The sequence below is a fragment of the Staphylococcus sp. AntiMn-1 genome (assembly GCF_001663395.1).
GTDB lineage: Bacteria > Bacillota > Bacilli > Staphylococcales > Staphylococcaceae > Staphylococcus > Staphylococcus equorum.
Genome location: NZ_CP012968.1, coordinates 1,135,598 through 1,151,944 on the forward strand (window position 1 = coordinate 1,135,598; position 16,347 = coordinate 1,151,944).

General features: G+C 30.9%; 21 protein-coding genes and 1 other RNA gene. 6 read left to right on the top strand and 16 right to left on the bottom strand.

Annotated features, from left to right (window positions below):
• Positions 1-178: 178 nt before the first annotated feature.
• Both AOB58_RS05590 and AOB58_RS05595 read left to right on the top strand, forming a co-directional pair.
• Positions 179-451, top strand: a complete 273-nt coding sequence (locus AOB58_RS05590) for a hypothetical protein (protein WP_002508221.1) — start codon at positions 179-181, stop codon at positions 449-451.
• Between the two features lie 148 nt (positions 452-599).
• The gene (locus AOB58_RS05595) at positions 600-1,325 is read left to right on the top strand and encodes a hypothetical protein (protein WP_021339896.1); all 726 of its coding nucleotides are present in this window, start codon (positions 600-602) and stop codon (positions 1,323-1,325) included.
• 190 nt (positions 1,326-1,515) lie between these two features.
• Here AOB58_RS05595 and AOB58_RS05600 read toward each other — a convergent pair whose 3' ends face one another.
• Positions 1,516-1,716: a cold-shock protein gene (locus AOB58_RS05600; RefSeq protein ID WP_002508223.1), complete on the bottom strand. Its 201-nt coding sequence runs from the start codon at positions 1,714-1,716 to the stop codon at positions 1,516-1,518.
• 537 nt (positions 1,717-2,253) lie between these two features.
• On the opposite strand from AOB58_RS05600, the gene AOB58_RS05605 reads away from it, so the two are divergent.
• Positions 2,254-2,481, top strand: coding sequence for a hypothetical protein (locus tag AOB58_RS05605; protein WP_021339895.1), 228 nt, complete (start codon positions 2,254-2,256; stop codon positions 2,479-2,481).
• A gap of 145 nt (positions 2,482-2,626) precedes the next feature.
• Positions 2,627-3,100, top strand: a complete 474-nt coding sequence (locus AOB58_RS14050; protein WP_021339894.1) for a DUF1648 domain-containing protein — start codon at positions 2,627-2,629, stop codon at positions 3,098-3,100.
• A gap of 69 nt (positions 3,101-3,169) precedes the next feature.
• Here AOB58_RS14050 and AOB58_RS05615 read toward each other — a convergent pair whose 3' ends face one another.
• From AOB58_RS05615 to AOB58_RS05645, 7 genes are all read right to left on the bottom strand, one after another.
• Positions 3,170-3,574: a hypothetical protein gene (locus AOB58_RS05615; RefSeq protein WP_021339893.1), complete on the bottom strand. Its 405-nt coding sequence runs from the start codon at positions 3,572-3,574 to the stop codon at positions 3,170-3,172.
• Positions 3,575-3,706: 132 nt separating this feature from the next.
• The gene (locus AOB58_RS05620; RefSeq protein WP_021339892.1) at positions 3,707-4,591 is read right to left on the bottom strand and encodes a PhzF family phenazine biosynthesis protein; all 885 of its coding nucleotides are present in this window, start codon (positions 4,589-4,591) and stop codon (positions 3,707-3,709) included.
• Positions 4,592-4,780: 189 nt separating this feature from the next.
• Entirely contained in the window at positions 4,781-4,972 is a 192-nt protein-coding gene (locus AOB58_RS05625; RefSeq protein WP_031266130.1) for a hypothetical protein, read from the bottom strand.
• A 203-nt stretch (positions 4,973-5,175) separates the two neighbouring features.
• Positions 5,176-5,358, bottom strand: a complete 183-nt coding sequence (locus tag AOB58_RS05630) for a hypothetical protein (RefSeq protein WP_021339890.1) — start codon at positions 5,356-5,358, stop codon at positions 5,176-5,178.
• A 179-nt stretch (positions 5,359-5,537) separates the two neighbouring features.
• On the bottom strand, positions 5,538-5,693 hold the full coding sequence (locus tag AOB58_RS05635) for a hypothetical protein (protein WP_230456616.1): 156 nt from the start codon (positions 5,691-5,693) through the stop codon (positions 5,538-5,540).
• A 228-nt stretch (positions 5,694-5,921) separates the two neighbouring features.
• Complete coding sequence (locus AOB58_RS05640) at positions 5,922-6,332, bottom strand: CHAP domain-containing protein (protein WP_021339889.1); 411 nt, start codon at positions 6,330-6,332, stop codon at positions 5,922-5,924.
• Positions 6,333-6,856: 524 nt separating this feature from the next.
• Positions 6,857-7,375 carry a DNA topology modulation protein gene (locus AOB58_RS05645; protein WP_064783064.1) on the bottom strand — a complete coding sequence of 173 codons (519 nt, stop codon included), beginning with the start codon at positions 7,373-7,375 and terminating at the stop codon, positions 6,857-6,859.
• 516 nt (positions 7,376-7,891) lie between these two features.
• Between AOB58_RS05645 and AOB58_RS05650 the strand changes: the two genes are divergently transcribed.
• Positions 7,892-8,203, top strand: coding sequence for a hypothetical protein (locus tag AOB58_RS05650; protein ID WP_002508233.1), 312 nt, complete (start codon positions 7,892-7,894; stop codon positions 8,201-8,203).
• A 165-nt stretch (positions 8,204-8,368) separates the two neighbouring features.
• On the opposite strand, the gene AOB58_RS05655 is transcribed toward AOB58_RS05650, so the two are convergent.
• From AOB58_RS05655 to AOB58_RS05665, 3 genes are all read right to left on the bottom strand, one after another.
• On the bottom strand, positions 8,369-9,094 hold the full coding sequence (locus AOB58_RS05655; protein WP_021339887.1) for a CPBP family intramembrane glutamic endopeptidase: 726 nt from the start codon (positions 9,092-9,094) through the stop codon (positions 8,369-8,371).
• A 41-nt stretch (positions 9,095-9,135) separates the two neighbouring features.
• Positions 9,136-10,161 carry a DUF418 domain-containing protein gene (locus AOB58_RS05660; protein ID WP_021339886.1) on the bottom strand — a complete coding sequence of 342 codons (1,026 nt, stop codon included), beginning with the start codon at positions 10,159-10,161 and terminating at the stop codon, positions 9,136-9,138.
• Positions 10,162-10,577: 416 nt separating this feature from the next.
• On the bottom strand, positions 10,578-10,799 hold the full coding sequence (locus tag AOB58_RS05665) for a hypothetical protein (RefSeq protein WP_021339885.1): 222 nt from the start codon (positions 10,797-10,799) through the stop codon (positions 10,578-10,580).
• 282 nt (positions 10,800-11,081) lie between these two features.
• Here AOB58_RS05665 and AOB58_RS05670 point away from each other — a divergent pair, with 282 nt between their 5' ends.
• Positions 11,082-11,495: a hypothetical protein gene (locus AOB58_RS05670; RefSeq protein ID WP_237283174.1), complete on the top strand. Its 414-nt coding sequence runs from the start codon at positions 11,082-11,084 to the stop codon at positions 11,493-11,495.
• Between the two features lie 334 nt (positions 11,496-11,829).
• On the opposite strand, the gene ssrA is transcribed toward AOB58_RS05670, so the two are convergent.
• From ssrA to secG, 5 genes are all read right to left on the bottom strand, one after another.
• Positions 11,830-12,191: a transfer-messenger RNA gene (ssrA, locus tag AOB58_RS05675) on the bottom strand.
• 106 nt (positions 12,192-12,297) lie between these two features.
• Positions 12,298-12,762, bottom strand: a complete 465-nt coding sequence (smpB, locus tag AOB58_RS05680) for an SsrA-binding protein SmpB (protein WP_002508246.1) — start codon at positions 12,760-12,762, stop codon at positions 12,298-12,300.
• A 22-nt stretch (positions 12,763-12,784) separates the two neighbouring features.
• Entirely contained in the window at positions 12,785-15,163 is a 2,379-nt protein-coding gene (gene rnr / locus AOB58_RS05685) for a ribonuclease R (RefSeq protein ID WP_064783065.1), read from the bottom strand.
• 39 nt (positions 15,164-15,202) lie between these two features.
• Positions 15,203-15,943, bottom strand: a complete 741-nt coding sequence (locus tag AOB58_RS05690; protein ID WP_064783066.1) for an alpha/beta hydrolase — start codon at positions 15,941-15,943, stop codon at positions 15,203-15,205.
• Between the two features lie 118 nt (positions 15,944-16,061).
• Positions 16,062-16,295: a preprotein translocase subunit SecG gene (gene secG, locus AOB58_RS05695; RefSeq protein ID WP_002508249.1), complete on the bottom strand. Its 234-nt coding sequence runs from the start codon at positions 16,293-16,295 to the stop codon at positions 16,062-16,064.
• Positions 16,296-16,347: the final 52 nt, after the last annotated feature.

Here is a 16,347-nt window from a genome sequence, read left to right on the forward strand (position 1 = left end):
GAGCTATTTCTCTCAATTTAAATTACCTCTAAAATAAATTAAGCTTCAGTAAATAGAACACTAAATTAAATACTTTTTATAATTCTTGTAAAAGCTTACTCTAAATTCGCTTAATATCAACCTTTGCCCAACTTTTATTTTACAGTTAATGATATGCTTATATAGGAGGCTGATATTAATGTCAAAATACATATTGTCGTATAATTTGAATTCTATTTCATATGGTTATGAAAAATTGCCTGCTAAATTAAATACCTTGGGTAATGCTTTGTATATTTATAGAGGGTTATGGCTTTTAAAAAGTGATTTAGAAAGAAACGAAATATACGAAAGTATTAAAAATTCTTTTAATTCAAACGATGATTTTTTAATATTTAAATTTGAAGAAAGTCCATTAGGTATGTTAAGCGAACAAAAATACGATGAAATCTTGCAAATACTTAATGATTAAACACATCCAAAATTACTGATGTGTTTTTTATTTACATAAATTTCATAGAATAATTCTTGCTATATATTTAAAATTCAATCTTTTTATTACTTTCTACAACAATAAATAGTACAATATAAATATTAAGTTATTTATTGGGGGATGCAAAATGAAAAAGATTTTTGTTTTATTTTTAATGAGTTTTTTAGTATTAGCAGCATGTAGTAACGAAAATGAAAGTAATTCTGATGAAAAAAAGTCTCAAGCTTCCGAGAATAAATCAGAAAAAAAGAAGAATGACGATGATAAAAATAAAGAGTCTGATGAATCAAACTCTAAAGTTTCAAATAAGGAACAAAATAACACTAGCAATGACACACAAAGTAGTAATGAATCATCTGTTGAAAATGAGGAACTAAATCAAGACGTGACTCAAAATAATAATCAACAAAATAGAGCTCTAACAAAAGACGAAATAACACAAAAAATGAAGAATGGCGTAAATGTTAATGGTATGGTTGATGCTGATGGAGATACTTGGTATCAAGCTCCGGGGAATGGAGATGTAGTAGGATATAATAAAGCTGACGGCACTCAATGTACTGTTGGTGGTTGCGTAACTCCAGAACAACAAATGGAAACTAATAGTGAAGATCCAGAAACTGCAAATACCGGTGATGTAAATACTGAAATTAATTCTGCAGAAACGGAAGATGAATATATAAATGCATTACGCAAAAAATACAATGGTGGTCTTTCATCTGGAGAAATACAAACCAAACATGCAATTGAAGAAGGCTATTACGACGGCGATGATGCAGAAGAAGTATATAATGAAATAGAGCAACGTGAAGCAGAAGTCGACTCTGGGAAATATGATCACTATAAAGAATAAAAATATAACAAATCTTATGATATAACGATTTACACTTTAATTAAAGCGCCAATCCATCTTTTTGATGGATTGGCGCTTCTTTTGTTAAAACACGTTAATTTATATAATCTATTTTAAATTTTTTTCCTTTTTAACACAAAAAAACACCCACCCCGTAGGGTGAGTGTTAAAGATAATTTATTATTTTAAATTATGCTTTGTTAACGTTAGCAGCTTGTTTACCACGGTCGCCATCAACGATGTCGAATTCAACTGTTTCGCCTTCTTCTAATGATTTGTAACCTTCAGAATTGATAGCTGAGAAATGTACGAATACGTCGTCGTTATTTTCTACTTCGATGAAACCGAAACCTTTATCTGCATTGAACCATTTTACTGTACCTTTATTCATATGAAAACCTCCGTGTGCTTTAGCACATATATTTGTAACTTGTTATTAAAAAATCCAAAGGAGTAAAATTCAATGAATAAGACTACTTTTAAAATTTCCGAATGAAAAATTACTTGAATACAAATATACTATGGTTATAACGCTTTGTCAACATCTTCTATAAAAATTTGTGTTTCTACAGTTTAATTAAACTATCAGATTTTAGTAAATATAAAATTAAATTAGCTTTTATTACCTTTTTTACAACAAATTAACTTTATATGTAGTACAATTAGATATAATTAGTTATACATCGTTCAAAACAATTAAAAAGTCACGAAAAATTACGAACGCATTCATTGTATAATAAATTCAATTTCCGAGGAGAAATTTATGCAAATCATTAATTATAATATCAATCTTGACCACGTCACTTATACTGTTGAAACTAAAAACGGGCATGTATTTACTCACAGTTTACCGAAAGATACCACTTCAAATAATATATATCGCTACTTAGAAATTTTATCAAATAATGTAGATGGAGCTAACTCATAAATGGACATATTAATCATTATTACTTTCATAATTAGTTTGATTCTATTGATCATTAGTTTGTTTTCATTTTATGAATTTAATAATGAGCGCAAAATCATCAACGAAAAAAAATTAGACAATAACCATGAGTTAGGTATTCAAAAACAATCTAGAAAACTCGTGTTTTTTGGTGCTATCTTATTTATTTTATCAGCCGTATTTTTTGTGATTTCTATAATTTTATTATAAAATATAAAAGACAACAAAAATTCCAAGTGTTTATTTTAGAACATAAACAAACCATTTGTTATAAAAGCATTTGGTTCTTTTTTATGAGCAATTTCTTCATAATGCGACATTAGTACCGAATCTTCCAATTTTGAAAGGACATATCATGATCAACAAAACCTTGAATTTCACTGGTTTAATTTTTATTATTTTACTTTTTTTATATACTTCTATTAATTACAATAGTTTGCCAGAGAAAGTACCTGTGCACTTTGATTTATATAGTAACCCAGATGCGTGGGGATACAAAAAAGAAATATTCCTTCTTCCAATAATAATTTTAGCTTTATGGATTTTCATGTATCTCTTATTTAAGTATTACGTAAAATTCGAAAATTTTAAATCCACTTTTGAGAATAAAACAATATCCAAAGACGCTATAAATTTCAATAGAAGATTCATTACTATATTAAATTTCGAGTTATCCACGCTTCTATCTTTCATGGGTATTAAAGACGTATATAACGCTACTGGCGGAAATATTGATATAGGTATATTTCAATTTGTCATCATTTTAGTAGTCATTTTTTCTACAATTATTTTGCACCTCTACAAGTGCTACAAACACAAATATTTCTAAAGTTTACTACTTATAGTAGAACACCACTTAAAAGAGTTATTCCTCGTCTTTTAAGTGGTGTTTATATTATTATATAAACTCTTTCTGAAATGCTATGAGACATTGTTTTACAAAAATACAGTCTTTATCTTTAAAATAGATGGCTGCTTCATATTGGATAGGTAAATTATTTTTTAATGTTTTAACATTTTCTTTCATTAAATTTGTCTTGCCTCCATTAATCCTGATATCATCATTCAAACAGTCTGGCGCTGTGAGGACACTTCGACCTATATCCCAAGCACTAAGTAAATTATAGAATGTTTCTGTATCTAAACTTTCCAGAAAATTTAACCCTTCACTTTTCGTTTCAGGGTTTTTAATAAACAGTCCAATTATTTTATCTACACCGTTTCTTCGTTTATCATTTTTACTTGTTGTAGAAGCATTCGAGAGTATTACTTTATAGGTATTTATGACATTATTTAAATCCATAGTTATCCAACCTCTCTAAATATCTCATTTAAACTAACTTTACTATACCCATATAGCAAATACAAAAGTATCTGTTCACTATTGTTATAAAGCATAAAGTTCTGCACATACTTTTAAAAAAACGCTTAATTTCTAAAATGATATATCAATTTCTTTTACGTAAACAGCATTGCCAGTTATTTCGATTTCGTTATTTTCTGCAACATTCACTATCATCTGGCCATCCTTATTCATTTCTTGTCCTTGTTCTACAATAAGATTGATAGGCATATCAGACTCTTTTTTTATATACTTGGCAAAATATGCCCCCATTACACCTGAAGCAGTGCCAGTAACCGGATCTTCTATTGTTCCTGAAAAAGTTGAAGAAAAATGACGACCATGCATATCCGCTTCTTCATAATAACTTTCAAGGCAAAATGGATGTACCGATGCGTTTGGTATTTCATTTAAAATTGAAGAAAACACCTTATTATTTGGTTCCATTTTATTAAAAATATCAAGTGACTTTATAGGTATTAAAAGTGTCCATGCCCCAGTGCTACCGTACATTATGGGTAGCTCATCGTCAAAATCCACTTCTTCAATGCCAATTGCTTTTGCTAAATCATATGTAGATCCTTCAAATTTTTTAAATTGTGGTAATGCTTGTTTCATTGTTATATGTATTTCCTTTTGCTCATTCTTTGTAATACGTATCGGTAAGACCCCTGCATTGGTTTCAATAGTTAGCTCTGTTTTATTTTCTAACCATCCGTTTGTCTTTAACGCATAAATGGTTGCCATTGTTGCGTGGCCACAAAGTTCCATCTCTTGTTTTGGTGAAAAATAGCGTATTCTAAGGTCTGCTCTATCAGATGCTATTGGAAAAGCTGTTTCATTAAACCCTACTTTAAAAGCAACGTCTTGCATCTCCGTTTCTGTTAGGTCATCTCCATTTAAAACAACTCCAGCAGGATTACCTTTATTTGGCTTTTTACTAAAAGCATCATAATGATACACTTTTATTGATTTCATCTATAATCCTCCATTTTTCTGTAACTTAATAGTTTTTATAAGCGTATCATGCCTCCAAAAAACTGAAAATCAGAAAATGAAAAAACACTAGGTATCTATGTCTACCTAGCGTTTAACTTTATATCTATATTAATATTACTTAAAGCAATATTTTTTAATCATTTTTAGATATTAATAGCATTAACTACATTAAAAGAATGGAATTGTTTTACTCGCTTTCATAATATCTTTTGTAAAAAAGAATTGTCTACCTTCTCCAGTATATGCAGGGTTCAATATCATATTCGCTTTAGCACTATATAACCATTCAGGATTAATGCCAGAATTTAGTATTTCTTGGAATTCTTGAAAATCTTTTTTCCAATTTAAATTTGGCTCCATATTTATCACCTCAAAGATATAATAGAACACTTGTTCTTGTTTGTAAACAAAAAAAGAAGCAACTGTTAAAACAGTTAACTTCTCAAATGTCACACTTAGATTAGAAGAAAATAAATAGAGTATCAATTTCAAGCGTGGATACGTGAAGTCGAGCCAAACTTGTTTAAACAACTAGATTACCTTCTATTTATTTTTTTATTAATCTATTTAGACTCCCTATTATGCTTTTTTTCATACAAGAAAGAAATAAAACTTCCAAAAAAGCCTAATAGTGCCATAATCACACTACCAAGCAGTTGATCTTTTCCTGTGCCTATAAACATTAATAAGAAGATTAAAATCCCAATTAAGATGCTCATCCCAAGAGCCTTAACATATAATAACATTTATAATCCCTCACTAAATCCCCAAAATACTACACTAGACCATTCTATTATTTATATTTAGTATCGTAAACCGCCTTTTTACACTTTTCAGATATAAAAATAAGGCTAACGCAACGTTGCGCTCGCCTTAAATTATAATCTGTTAACTTTTTATTAATTAAATAAGAATGAGTAATTGATCAAGTGTTGTGTGCATCATCAATCTTTATAGAAGTAATCTTCGCTACATTTACATAGCTATCACAATCTTTTAGATAAAAGTAATTATATCTATGAATTCCTTTTTCAAATCTTTTAAGTGCTAATGCCTTATCAATTTTCCATATATTCTCCACATACTCACGATAAACATTACCATCGCTACATTCTATTATGAATACATATACATCACTCATGTGTTGTCACCCTAATTAATATTTTATGGTTCTCATACGTTAACTCTATTATCCACCTAATGAGTTAGGGTTGCAACATAATGTGGAGTTATTTATATCAAGATACTCTTGTGCATAATTTTGATTAACCGTTCCAATGATAAACAAACGTATTAATCATGAATTAATTTATTGAACATAATGAGGACGTATAAACCACATTTCAGTTTCATAATCATGTACTACTCTGTGAGCTACTTCTGTTTTTTCAGCGCCACCGCCATCCCAATTTTGATCTAATGATTCAAATTTATCACTAGCGCCATTATAATTACCTTCCGTAACGATTGCTGTGTGACCTGCACCACTGCCAAATTCATCATTGAATACAACGATATCTCCAGCTTGTGCTTGGAAGCCCTCATAATTTTTATATACTGTGGCTTCACCCTCAAAGTTATTTTTAGTTGGAATTTCTTTTGCATAGTCACCTTCTAATCCGTGACCATACAAATAATCCCATTGCTCATTCACTAAATCAAAACATTGCCAGCCATATTCATCATCATAATCCCATCCCTTACCTTCTAACGTGTTCATATGACTTATGGATTCCTCTTGAGTTGCAGCCGTCGCAGCGGATGCAGTGTTTAAATGTGTAAATCCTAATATGCTTAAAACGCCTATAATAAAAAATGAAAAAATATATATGTATCGTTTAATTATAAATCGTCCCTTCTAAGTGTTATTTTACTAAATAAACTATACAAGCAATATTGTCATTGACTTGTAAGCTAAAGTGTAAAATAATTCAATCTTAGAATAATATATCATGTGGTTTTTAATTGTCGATTACACTAATATTAATTCCATTTTAATTTTTTTGGTTAATCTGTAATATTCAAATTAATTTCATTATAAAGTTATCTCAATAATCAAAAAAAGACACCTTAATTAAGGCGTCTCAAAGAATCCAAATTTGCCAACGTTTTTTGTACATACTTTGAGCAATCACAGAAACTGCCTGTAGTCTTCGGCTAATACTTCATCAACTAGGAAGGCGTCAGACCAAGCCTCTACGATTTCTGTAACAGTTTAAAAACAATCCATAGTAATTTTTAGATTTAAAAGTCGTTCTTTTCCACATTCATTCTAAATTGTTCAATTTCTTTAATGTTGGTTAAAACAAATACTTTTTTATCGTTTTTATTTGCCTTAATTTTTTGTAATAAATATGGTTTTCTGTGCTTAGGAAAATTCCAAATATATTTTAAAAATGTGAGATTGATCCTTTCTTTACAATCTTTGCCCATATCAATTCTAGTCTTACCAATATTTTTAAACAATCTCTTAAAAACTCTATAAAAACAAATTTTTCTTGGCAAATCTAAAAGTATCACACTATCTGCAGCATTTAATCTTTCATCTAAGATACCAGTATAACTTCCATCAATAATCCATTTCTTTTTTTGCAATAATGTTTTTTGAATTTCTTTTTGTTCTTCAGAACTTGTCATAACCCAATTAGGTTTCCAAAATAATACGTCTAAATGAAAAACAGGTATATTTAAATTATGACCTAGTTGTCTTGATAACGTTGATTTTCCAGAACCCGAAGACCCGATAACCATTATTTTCTCCATATATTTACCACCAATCTATTTAAATGAGTTTCATTCACTATACAATAATTTGATTGCTTTCATTCTTAGCAGTTACTTATATTCATTACAGTATAATTCATGTAGTTTATTGATTAAATCATATGTAAAACGCTCAACTCTTTATATTTAACATTACCACTGATACTTAAGAAAATAATATTAAAATAGATTCATTTACTAAACATGCTACATGTTCAGTAGGAATAACGAATATCAATGTTTAAATTCATACATTTAAAAATGAACCTATTGACCAAGAAAAAATTAGAAACTTATAGAAAAGTAACTAAATAGCATGAATAGACTGGTATACTTAATAGTGATAGCACTATCAACTGACAAATATTATTCTAATAATCAATTAGTCCAGATACTGGGTTATTCAATAACAATTCAGTCCATTATAAAATAAATGAATTATTCATCAGGTATTTAATTTACCCTATTATTGTTAGAATTATGTAGAACGTTGTTTTTTAAAAGAGGAGAATATTTATGAATTTAAATGAATTTCAAGCACATATAGAAGATAAATTACCAGCGTTAGATAGCTTTTACGACAAAGCTATCAACTATCAACTAGAAAAGGATAAAAGACGTCCACCGAAAAAGCGCTGGTCAGAGGCAAAAATAGAAAGAGCAGCAAATGCGATGTATAAAGATTTGATGAAAGGTATATATGAAAAAATTAAATCTTTAGTTGAAGAAAGAGAAAAGAAACCGAATGATGTATGGATTGATTATTTAGAAAAATATGAGCTGTACGAACAAATAAACGAATCATTATACGAAATAGAGTTTGATTAAACAATCACAGGTTAACCTCGTAACCCCTGTATATTTCCATCTTTCACTAGTATAAATTAACATTATTCTATTTCTGTTTTTTAAATATCATAACAAGTAGTAGAGGCTGGGACATATCACATGTCTCAGCCTCTTTGCGCAATGTTCATTCCCTATTAACTTTATTTAAGCCCCTTTATTAAATTTAATGACTGTGTAAATAAATATTGGAATTAAAATAATAAATTCTAATGTTCCTATAATGAAAATAAACACTTCAATATTAGCACTAACTATTTCATTACTTAAGATTAGAAAATCCCATAAACAGTGATATATAATAAGTGGTATAAAGCTCTTTAAATTTATTGAGAGGCAAGCATACACTATTCCACCTAAAAATACCCCAATCATTTGGTTTATCACTTCACCTATTGATGATCCGCCAAAAATATTAACTGCGTGAAATAAGGAAAATAATATCGCACTAACTAAAATAGCTGTTACTATTCCGCCCTTTTGTAAAAATGTTTCCAACACTATACCTCTAAATACTACTTCTTCACTAACACCAACTAAAAGTGTTGTTACTAATATTAAAGAAACCATTGGTATTTTGCCGGTAAAATCTCCATTTATAAAAAATACAACCAATGTAATTATGATTAGAATAATAAGAGGTAAAAACCAAAAAGAAAGCCGTATGTTAAATAATTTTTGTGTTGAGAAAAGTTTTTTATACATAAATATGGAAAGCATACTCATAATAATTTCAAAGTAAATCAATACTTTAACCATTTCCGAATTCTCATAATTATAGCCAAAAATATAATGCATTGTTGACATAGCTAATGCCATAATTAACGTAATAATCAATACAAAAACTAAAGCTTTCTTTCTTTTATTTTTCATCTTATTCCACTCTCTCATTAGTGTAATTTTAAAAACTCAACCTATTTTTTTATCAAGCTAAACCATTTCCAATAAGTTCCCATTCTCCATATATATTCCAATGGGCCATATTTAAAGTATTTCAGCCAAATACTTGTGAATAACAATTGTAAAATATAGATTGCAATACAGATCCATAAAGTATCCATATAATCTACTTGATCACTATCCACACATAATATAACCAGCCAAATTAATAAAGTTTGTCCTACATAATTTGTAAGCGCCATTCTTCCATATAATCGTAATGGGCTTAAGATTTTAGCAAAGCTTCGTACTTTTATAATTAATAATAATAGAGAGACATAAAATAACGCTATAAATGGACTAGTAACAACGATTAATTGATCATACAAATCTTTATTTTGAATATATTTATTAATCAATTCATTGTTCGAACTATCTTCTAAAAATTTATATGTAGGAAATACATATGACTTATTTAGCAAAATCCAACTTAATGCAGACATCACACCTGAAGCACTTACTATTACAATTAACACTTTAGTCTTAATATTCTCAAAAATATTAAATTGACCAGCTGCCAGTCCTAATATGAAATATGGTATCGGTAATATTGTTTTACTACCTATATATAAACAAATAGCCAATAATATTAAGCCAATGGCTAAATTGATAGACCTTTTAAAATAAAAACAAGGCAATAAGATCAAGCCAATGATTGAATATAATAGTAACGCTTCTCCTGGTTGAAGCATTTGATGCAATATACCGAAACACGCTAAGATTACTAACCTTCTTATAAATACGATATTACTATTTAATTGTTTTGCTTTAGCATTGCGAATAAATATATAAAATCCGACTCCAAATAAAAATGTAAATATTGTAAAAAATTTACTTTCAACAAAAAAATCAATGAACTTTAAATAACTAGCCTGATCGTAGTTACTTGGTGCTGGCAAGACAAATATTGAAATTATATTAGTTAGAATTATTCCTAGTAAGGCAAAGCCTCTCATATAATCTAATTCTGAAATTCTATTGTATTTTACGCTCTCGTTCATATTATCCTCCTAAATTAAATATCTTTTTTTAAAGTTGACTTTCATTAAGCCAAAGATAATTTTAACAAAGGCGGGTATTAATACAACTTACATTATTGTCACACTTCATTTCATTAAATTTAAAAACACACCGCTTCTTACAACAAAAAGATTATTTTGTATACGGCACCGTACTTCAACAAGCTTATATTCGACAATACTAAATCAACACAAACTAAAAAGACTAAGCCACAATGGCTTAGCCTTATAATCTAACGTCTGCGGGAGTTAATTACTTCATTTAATACCGCTATAGGTGTTGCTAAATCATGACTCACATTGTATTTCTAGCTGTGTCTAAAATATAAAAATCACAAAAACAACGTAAGTCGTTGCACTTTGTACATATTCATTTTCATACTTGTGTTAGGTAATTATTAAAAAGTGACATTACCTTCAAATTTAAGTACAGTTTCTATTTTAACAACATGATTTAAATTAATTACTTTATTTTTTGGTTTTGTCACAAACAATAAATTCTCGGATGATTTATCAACATCAATTTCTTTAGCACGTTCTAATTTACCAGTTACCAATAATAAATCTATACTCACAACGTTTTCTTCTTTCAATAAATCAGTTACTATATTTATATTCATTTTATAAATCTCCTTTTCTTCATTACCTTCATTATACATCAAAATGTAATTTTTTACTTAATAATCAAAATTTATTATTAATTATACAATTTAATTGTTATATAATCGTATAACAATTAATGGTTTTTATAGTAATTAAGGGTATCTAATTGCAACATAATTTAAAACTGCCCCACTAGACTTATAAAGATACTTAACTTAATCTTAACAATTTAGTTTCACTATTCATTTTTAAGTATAGTACAATTAAGTTATATAATTATTTTTTAGGGGGATGCATAAATGAAGAAGTTATTGTTTTTATTTCTAGCAAGCTTTTTAGTATTGGCTGCATGTGGGAATGAAGAAGAAAGTAAGTTAGACGACACAAAAGAAACTAAATCTGAAGATAAAGAAAGTAAGAAAGATGATAAGGATTCAGATAAAGGGTCAGATGAAGAAAAAGATAAGTCAGATGAAAAACAAAAATCAGACGACAAATCATCTGAAGAAGTAGCAACACAAGATGAAAGTACTGAAGAAGCTCAACCTCAAGAACAAGTGAATACACAAGAACAACAATCTACACAACAGCCGGCCCAATCACAACAACAAACACAACAAGCGCCTGTTCAGTCTCAAGAACAATCACAACCAACTCCTCTCGCTCATTATTTAAGCTTTCTTTCACTTCTACTACAAAGTTTTGATATATAACTTCATTCTCTTTTTCACGCTGTTCATTGCGTTCTATACGCTTATTGTGATGTATCTTATATAAATATCTACCTGCAATTTATCAATGATCATGTAGGACTTGTTACTCTTTTGATTGGTTTATTCTCTATAAATACTACAATTAAAAAATTTAAAAAGTACTATGTTAAATAATCTTGATTCTAGGCCAGTTTAAAGAAAATATTTATTTAAAATATTAGGTACAAATAAGCTCACAATGAATGATGTTTATCAATTACGTGCAACATTGAGATTTGAAATATGTATCAACTTAAATACAAAAAAGGCTTAGCCACAATGGCTAAGCCTTTTGATATGGAGACGGCGGGATTCGAACCCGCGTCCAGAGGTCCTGATACAGATCTTTCTACGTGTGTAGTCTATCATTGAGTTTCGCATAATGGTAAGTGATAGACGGCCATCATTATGCTAGTTTGATTAATCTCTTCTAGGCAGACTTCAAACGGCAGTGCCTAGCGTATCCTACTAAAGGTTGAATCGCGGTTAACGGCACATAGGAGATGCCGTTAGGCGATGCAGAGTGCTATTACGCAGCTACTGCGAAATTATTGTTTTCTTTGCCAGTTATTATAACTGTGTGTGTTAGTGACGGAGACAACCCTCCGACACGCTTAACCTGCTCATGGTACCCCTGTCGAATCCAAAAACGCCCCCTAAATAGTATAAAATGCACTTCCTGTCCACTTCACGCTTATCGCTCAGCTTTTTAGAAAGCACATATTATATTACCAAAGATCAGGGTCTTTGGCAATATATCCGCTTAATAACGGTCTTTCATTGCTCTATCCATATCACGTTTTACTGCTTTATCTTTCAATGCTTGTCGCTTATCGTAATTTTTCTTACCACGTGCAACACCTAGCAATACTTTACAGTGTCCATGTTTTAAATAGAGTTTCAATGGCACAATCGAATAACCTACTTCTCTCGTACGCTCACCTAATTTTTCAATTTGACGTTTGTGCAATAAAAGTTTACGTGAACGGCGAGGATCATGGTTAAAGCGATTGCCTTCTTCGTATGGGGCAATATGCATATTATTAAGATACATTTCACCGCGATTAACTTGCGCATAACTATCTTTAAGATTGGCACTGCCACGACGAATTGACTTAATCTCAGTCCCTTGTAACACAATGCCCGCTTCAATCGTATCTTCAATGACGTAATCATGTCTGGCTTTACGATTTTCAGCTAGTGTTCCTGGTGATTTTTTCTTTGGCATTGAGTTTCACCTCTTTGTTGAGTTATTTTTTCTTCTTACGTGCTTTATTTTTCACATTTTTATCTTTATAAAATGGTTTGTGTTTTGTATTACCACTATTTGATTTATCGTTGTTACGCTGATTTTTACCTCTGCGTTGTTTGTGTTTCGTTTTATCCTTGCTATCACCTTTAGATTTATCTGATGATTTGCCACGAGGATTCGCTTGGATTGTCTTACCACGTGAAGGTCTTTGACTGCGTTCATTTTTAGGTAATGGCATACCAACGATTTGGAAATCGATCATGCGCTCATCTACGTCCACGTTGATGACTTTAATTTGAACTGGGTCGCCTATACGGAACACTTTAGCCTGACGTTCACCAATCATTGCCATTTGGCGTTCATCGAAATGGTAAAAATCGTCTGTCATATTCGAAACGTGTACCATGCCTTCAATCGTATTTGGTAATTCAACAAACACACCAAAATTAGCAACTGAACTTATAATACCTTCGAATTCTTCGCCAACATGTTGTACCATATATTCTGATTTTTTAAGTTCATCTGTATCACGTTCTGCTTCAATCGCTCTACGTTCTCTTTGAGATGTATGATCAGCAATTTCTGGTAACAGTGCTTCCCATTTTGACTTCTCTTTATTGTTCATAGATTGTTCTACAATATATTTACGTATTAATCTATGTACGATTAAATCAGGATATCTACGTATTGGTGATGTGAAATGTGTATAGTATTCAGCTGATAAGCCAAAGTGTCCTAAATTTACATCATCATAACGTGCTTGTTGCATTGAACGTAACATCATTGTTGAGATAACCATTTGTTCTGGTTGGCCTTCAACTTCTTGTTGAATCTTTTGTAATGTTGAAGGATGGATTTCTTCTCCTGTACCTTGAATCATTAGTCCAAAATTCGTAATAAAATCAAAGAACTTGCGTAAACGTTCTGATTTTGGTTGTTCGTGAACACGATATATGAATGGTACTTCTAAGTGATCGAAGTGTTCTGCTATCGTTTCATTTGCTGCAAGCATAAATGACTCGATTAAGCGTTCTCCTTCACCACGTTTTCTTAATTCTACATCTGTTGGGATACCTTCTTCATTAACGATTACTTTTGCTTCACTAATATCGAAGTCGATTTCACCACGACGTCTTCTCATGTTAACTAAACGTTGTGATAAATCTTGTGCTAAGTCTAACATTGGCGTAACTTCACTAAATTTTTCACGTGTGTCTGCATTTTGATCTGTAATGATTTCATTCACTTCATCATATGTCATACGATAATTTGAATGTATCACACTATCAAAAATCTCATGCTTAACGACTTCTCCACGTTCATTAAATTCCATGCGACAGCTCAATGTTAAGCGATCAACGTCTGGATTTAAAGAACAAATACCGTTACTTAAGCGGTGTGGAATCATAGGGATCACACGGTCAACTAAATAGACACTTGTAGCTCGACTATATGCTTCTTCATCTAAGGCTGATCCTTCAGTGACATAATAACTAACGTCAGCGATACTGACTGTTAATTGCGTATGACCATTGCTTAGCTTTTTAATACCAATTGCATCATCTAAATCTTTTGCGTCCGCGCCATCAATTGTAATTGTAAGTTCATCACGTAAATCGCGACGGCCTTCAATTTGTGATGGTTCAATTTCATCCGGCACGGCTTCAGCTTCTGCTAAAACATTGTCTGGAAATTCAATTTCAATGCCATGTTGATAGATGATTGATAATATATCTACCCCTGGATCGTTTTTATGGCCTAATATAGCCGAAACTTGTCCTTCTGGATTGTTTGTACCATCTGCGTACTTCGTGATCTGTACAAGTACTTTATGGCCGTCTACAGCGCCTAAGTTATGTCCTTTGGCGATAAAGATGTCTTGCATAATACGTTTATCATCTGGTAATACAAAACCGAAATGGCGTGCTTCGCTAAACGTACCAACCACTTGTGTGACTGAATGCGTTTCTATCGATTTCACTTCGCCTTCTAGCTTACCTTTATGTTCACCTTTTGAATTTTGTACTTCTACTAGGACCGTGTCACCGTCCATGGCTCTATTAATTTTTGTAGGTGGAATAAAGATATCATCCATTTCACCTTCTTCTGGACGTAAGAATGCAAAGCCTTTTTTATTCTGGCTTAGTTTACCCTTCACCAATTTTGATTGTTGGGATTTGTTAGATTCCTTGCGTTGATATCTATCTGTTTTTGTACGTTGAATTAAACCTGTTTGTTCTAATTCAACAAGCACCTTAATTAAGTCTCTAAATGAGTCGGCACTATTTAAACCTAATGCGTCTTGAAAATCAGATACAGACATGGGTTCATAATCTGGTTGTTTAATAATTTCTTCAATGGCTGGTTTTAAATTCATTATGCCCCTCCTTTCTTTTTTTAAATAATTCTATAATTTTTATTCAGACCAATCTAATGATTCTAAAAATTGGTATACATCTTCAAATACTAATTCTTTTTCCTTATCAATTGTAATGACATGTCCGGAATTCGCATACCATTTAATATCTTTCTCATCAGATTCGCTCTCATTGTATATAATGTTTGCAGAATCTGTATTGATCATTTGGTCTTGTTCTGCTTGAACGACCAATAATGGATCCATTACTTCGTCCACATGATCTCTTACATCTTGGATTTGTCCTTGAAGCTCTTTTAAAGTTTCTGAAGGTTGAAAAACGTCCATTTCTTTATTAATTGTGGTTTCATCTTTACCTTCATACTTTTTAAAATTGCGGGCATATTCTAGCACACCATCAAACATAGACCCTTCTGTCTTAATGTACATAGGTGAACACATAGTTATAATACCCTTTACATCTCTGTTTAAGCTTAATTTTAATGCATAGCAGCCACCAAGTGACAAACCAGCGACTACAATTTCATCGTATCCTTTTTCGACTAAAAAGTCGTAACCGTCTAATGCTTCTTTAAACCATACAAAAGGACTGGATTTTAATATTTCTTCAGGGGGTGCAGTATGTCCCTCATAGTGAGGCGCATAAGATGTGTACCCTTTTTTCTGTAAGAATCGGCCTAATTGTCTTACATCTGATGAATTCCCAGTGAAACCATGTAATAATAACACAGCTCGGTTGCCTTCTTCAAAAAAGAATGGCTTTGGAAGTTTGATTTGCATCGTGATTCAACCCTTTCGCTTATGCTTGATTTCGAGTTAATTAATTTTTATAAATTTCTTTTTAGCGTACAACATATCTATTATAAATAAAAAAGCCCGACTTTAACATTGTCGGACCTTATAAACCAAAATAACTTATGCCTAACATTAACAAGAAGAAAATGACAGACAATATAATTGTTAATCTATGCAAGAATAAATCGACACCGCGTTGCTTTTGTTTACCAAATAACTGTTCGGCGCCACCACTTATCGCACCTGATAGTCCATTACTTTTACCTTCTTGGAGTAATACAACAGTTACTAATGCAATACATACTAAAACTAAAATAATCATTACTACTGTATGCATGAAAATTGTCCTCCATTCATTATATACGAATCGCATTATACCACACGTTCGT

Bases quoted from the DNA above. Each gene is read 5' to 3' on its own strand.
- AOB58_RS05600 (WP_002508223.1), bottom strand. From the start codon at position 1,716: ATGAATAAAGGTACAGTAAAATGGTTCAATGCAGATAAAGGTTTCGGT.
- AOB58_RS05655 (WP_021339887.1), bottom strand. From the start codon at position 9,094: ATGAAAAATAAAAGAAAGAAAGCTTTAGTTTTTGTATTGATTATTACG.
- AOB58_RS05630 (WP_021339890.1), bottom strand. From the start codon at position 5,358: ATGTTATTATATGTTAAGGCTCTTGGGATGAGCATCTTAATTGGGATT.
- AOB58_RS05650 (WP_002508233.1), top strand. From the start codon at position 7,892: ATGAATTTAAATGAATTTCAAGCACATATAGAAGATAAATTACCAGCG.
- AOB58_RS05660 (WP_021339886.1), bottom strand. From the start codon at position 10,161: ATGAACGAGAGCGTAAAATACAATAGAATTTCAGAATTAGATTATATG.
- AOB58_RS05615 (WP_021339893.1), bottom strand. From the start codon at position 3,574: ATGGATTTAAATAATGTCATAAATACCTATAAAGTAATACTCTCGAAT.
- secG (WP_002508249.1), bottom strand. From the start codon at position 16,295: ATGCATACAGTAGTAATGATTATTTTAGTTTTAGTATGTATTGCATTA.
- smpB (WP_002508246.1), bottom strand. From the start codon at position 12,762: ATGCCAAAGAAAAAATCACCAGGAACACTAGCTGAAAATCGTAAAGCC.
- AOB58_RS05595 (WP_021339896.1), top strand. From the start codon at position 600: ATGAAAAAGATTTTTGTTTTATTTTTAATGAGTTTTTTAGTATTAGCA.
- AOB58_RS05605 (WP_021339895.1), top strand. From the start codon at position 2,254: ATGGACATATTAATCATTATTACTTTCATAATTAGTTTGATTCTATTG.
- AOB58_RS05625 (WP_031266130.1), bottom strand. From the start codon at position 4,972: ATGGAGCCAAATTTAAATTGGAAAAAAGATTTTCAAGAATTCCAAGAA.
- AOB58_RS05640 (WP_021339889.1), bottom strand. From the start codon at position 6,332: ATGAACACGTTAGAAGGTAAGGGATGGGATTATGATGATGAATATGGC.
- AOB58_RS05670 (WP_237283174.1), top strand. From the start codon at position 11,082: ATGAAGAAGTTATTGTTTTTATTTCTAGCAAGCTTTTTAGTATTGGCT.
- AOB58_RS05690 (WP_064783066.1), bottom strand. From the start codon at position 15,943: ATGCAAATCAAACTTCCAAAGCCATTCTTTTTTGAAGAAGGCAACCGA.
- AOB58_RS05590 (WP_002508221.1), top strand. From the start codon at position 179: ATGTCAAAATACATATTGTCGTATAATTTGAATTCTATTTCATATGGT.
- AOB58_RS05620 (WP_021339892.1), bottom strand. From the start codon at position 4,591: ATGAAATCAATAAAAGTGTATCATTATGATGCTTTTAGTAAAAAGCCA.
- AOB58_RS14050 (WP_021339894.1), top strand. From the start codon at position 2,627: ATGATCAACAAAACCTTGAATTTCACTGGTTTAATTTTTATTATTTTA.
- AOB58_RS05665 (WP_021339885.1), bottom strand. From the start codon at position 10,799: ATGAATATAAATATAGTAACTGATTTATTGAAAGAAGAAAACGTTGTG.
- rnr (WP_064783065.1), bottom strand. From the start codon at position 15,163: ATGAATTTAAAACCAGCCATTGAAGAAATTATTAAACAACCAGATTAT.
- AOB58_RS05645 (WP_064783064.1), bottom strand. From the start codon at position 7,375: ATGGAGAAAATAATGGTTATCGGGTCTTCGGGTTCTGGAAAATCAACG.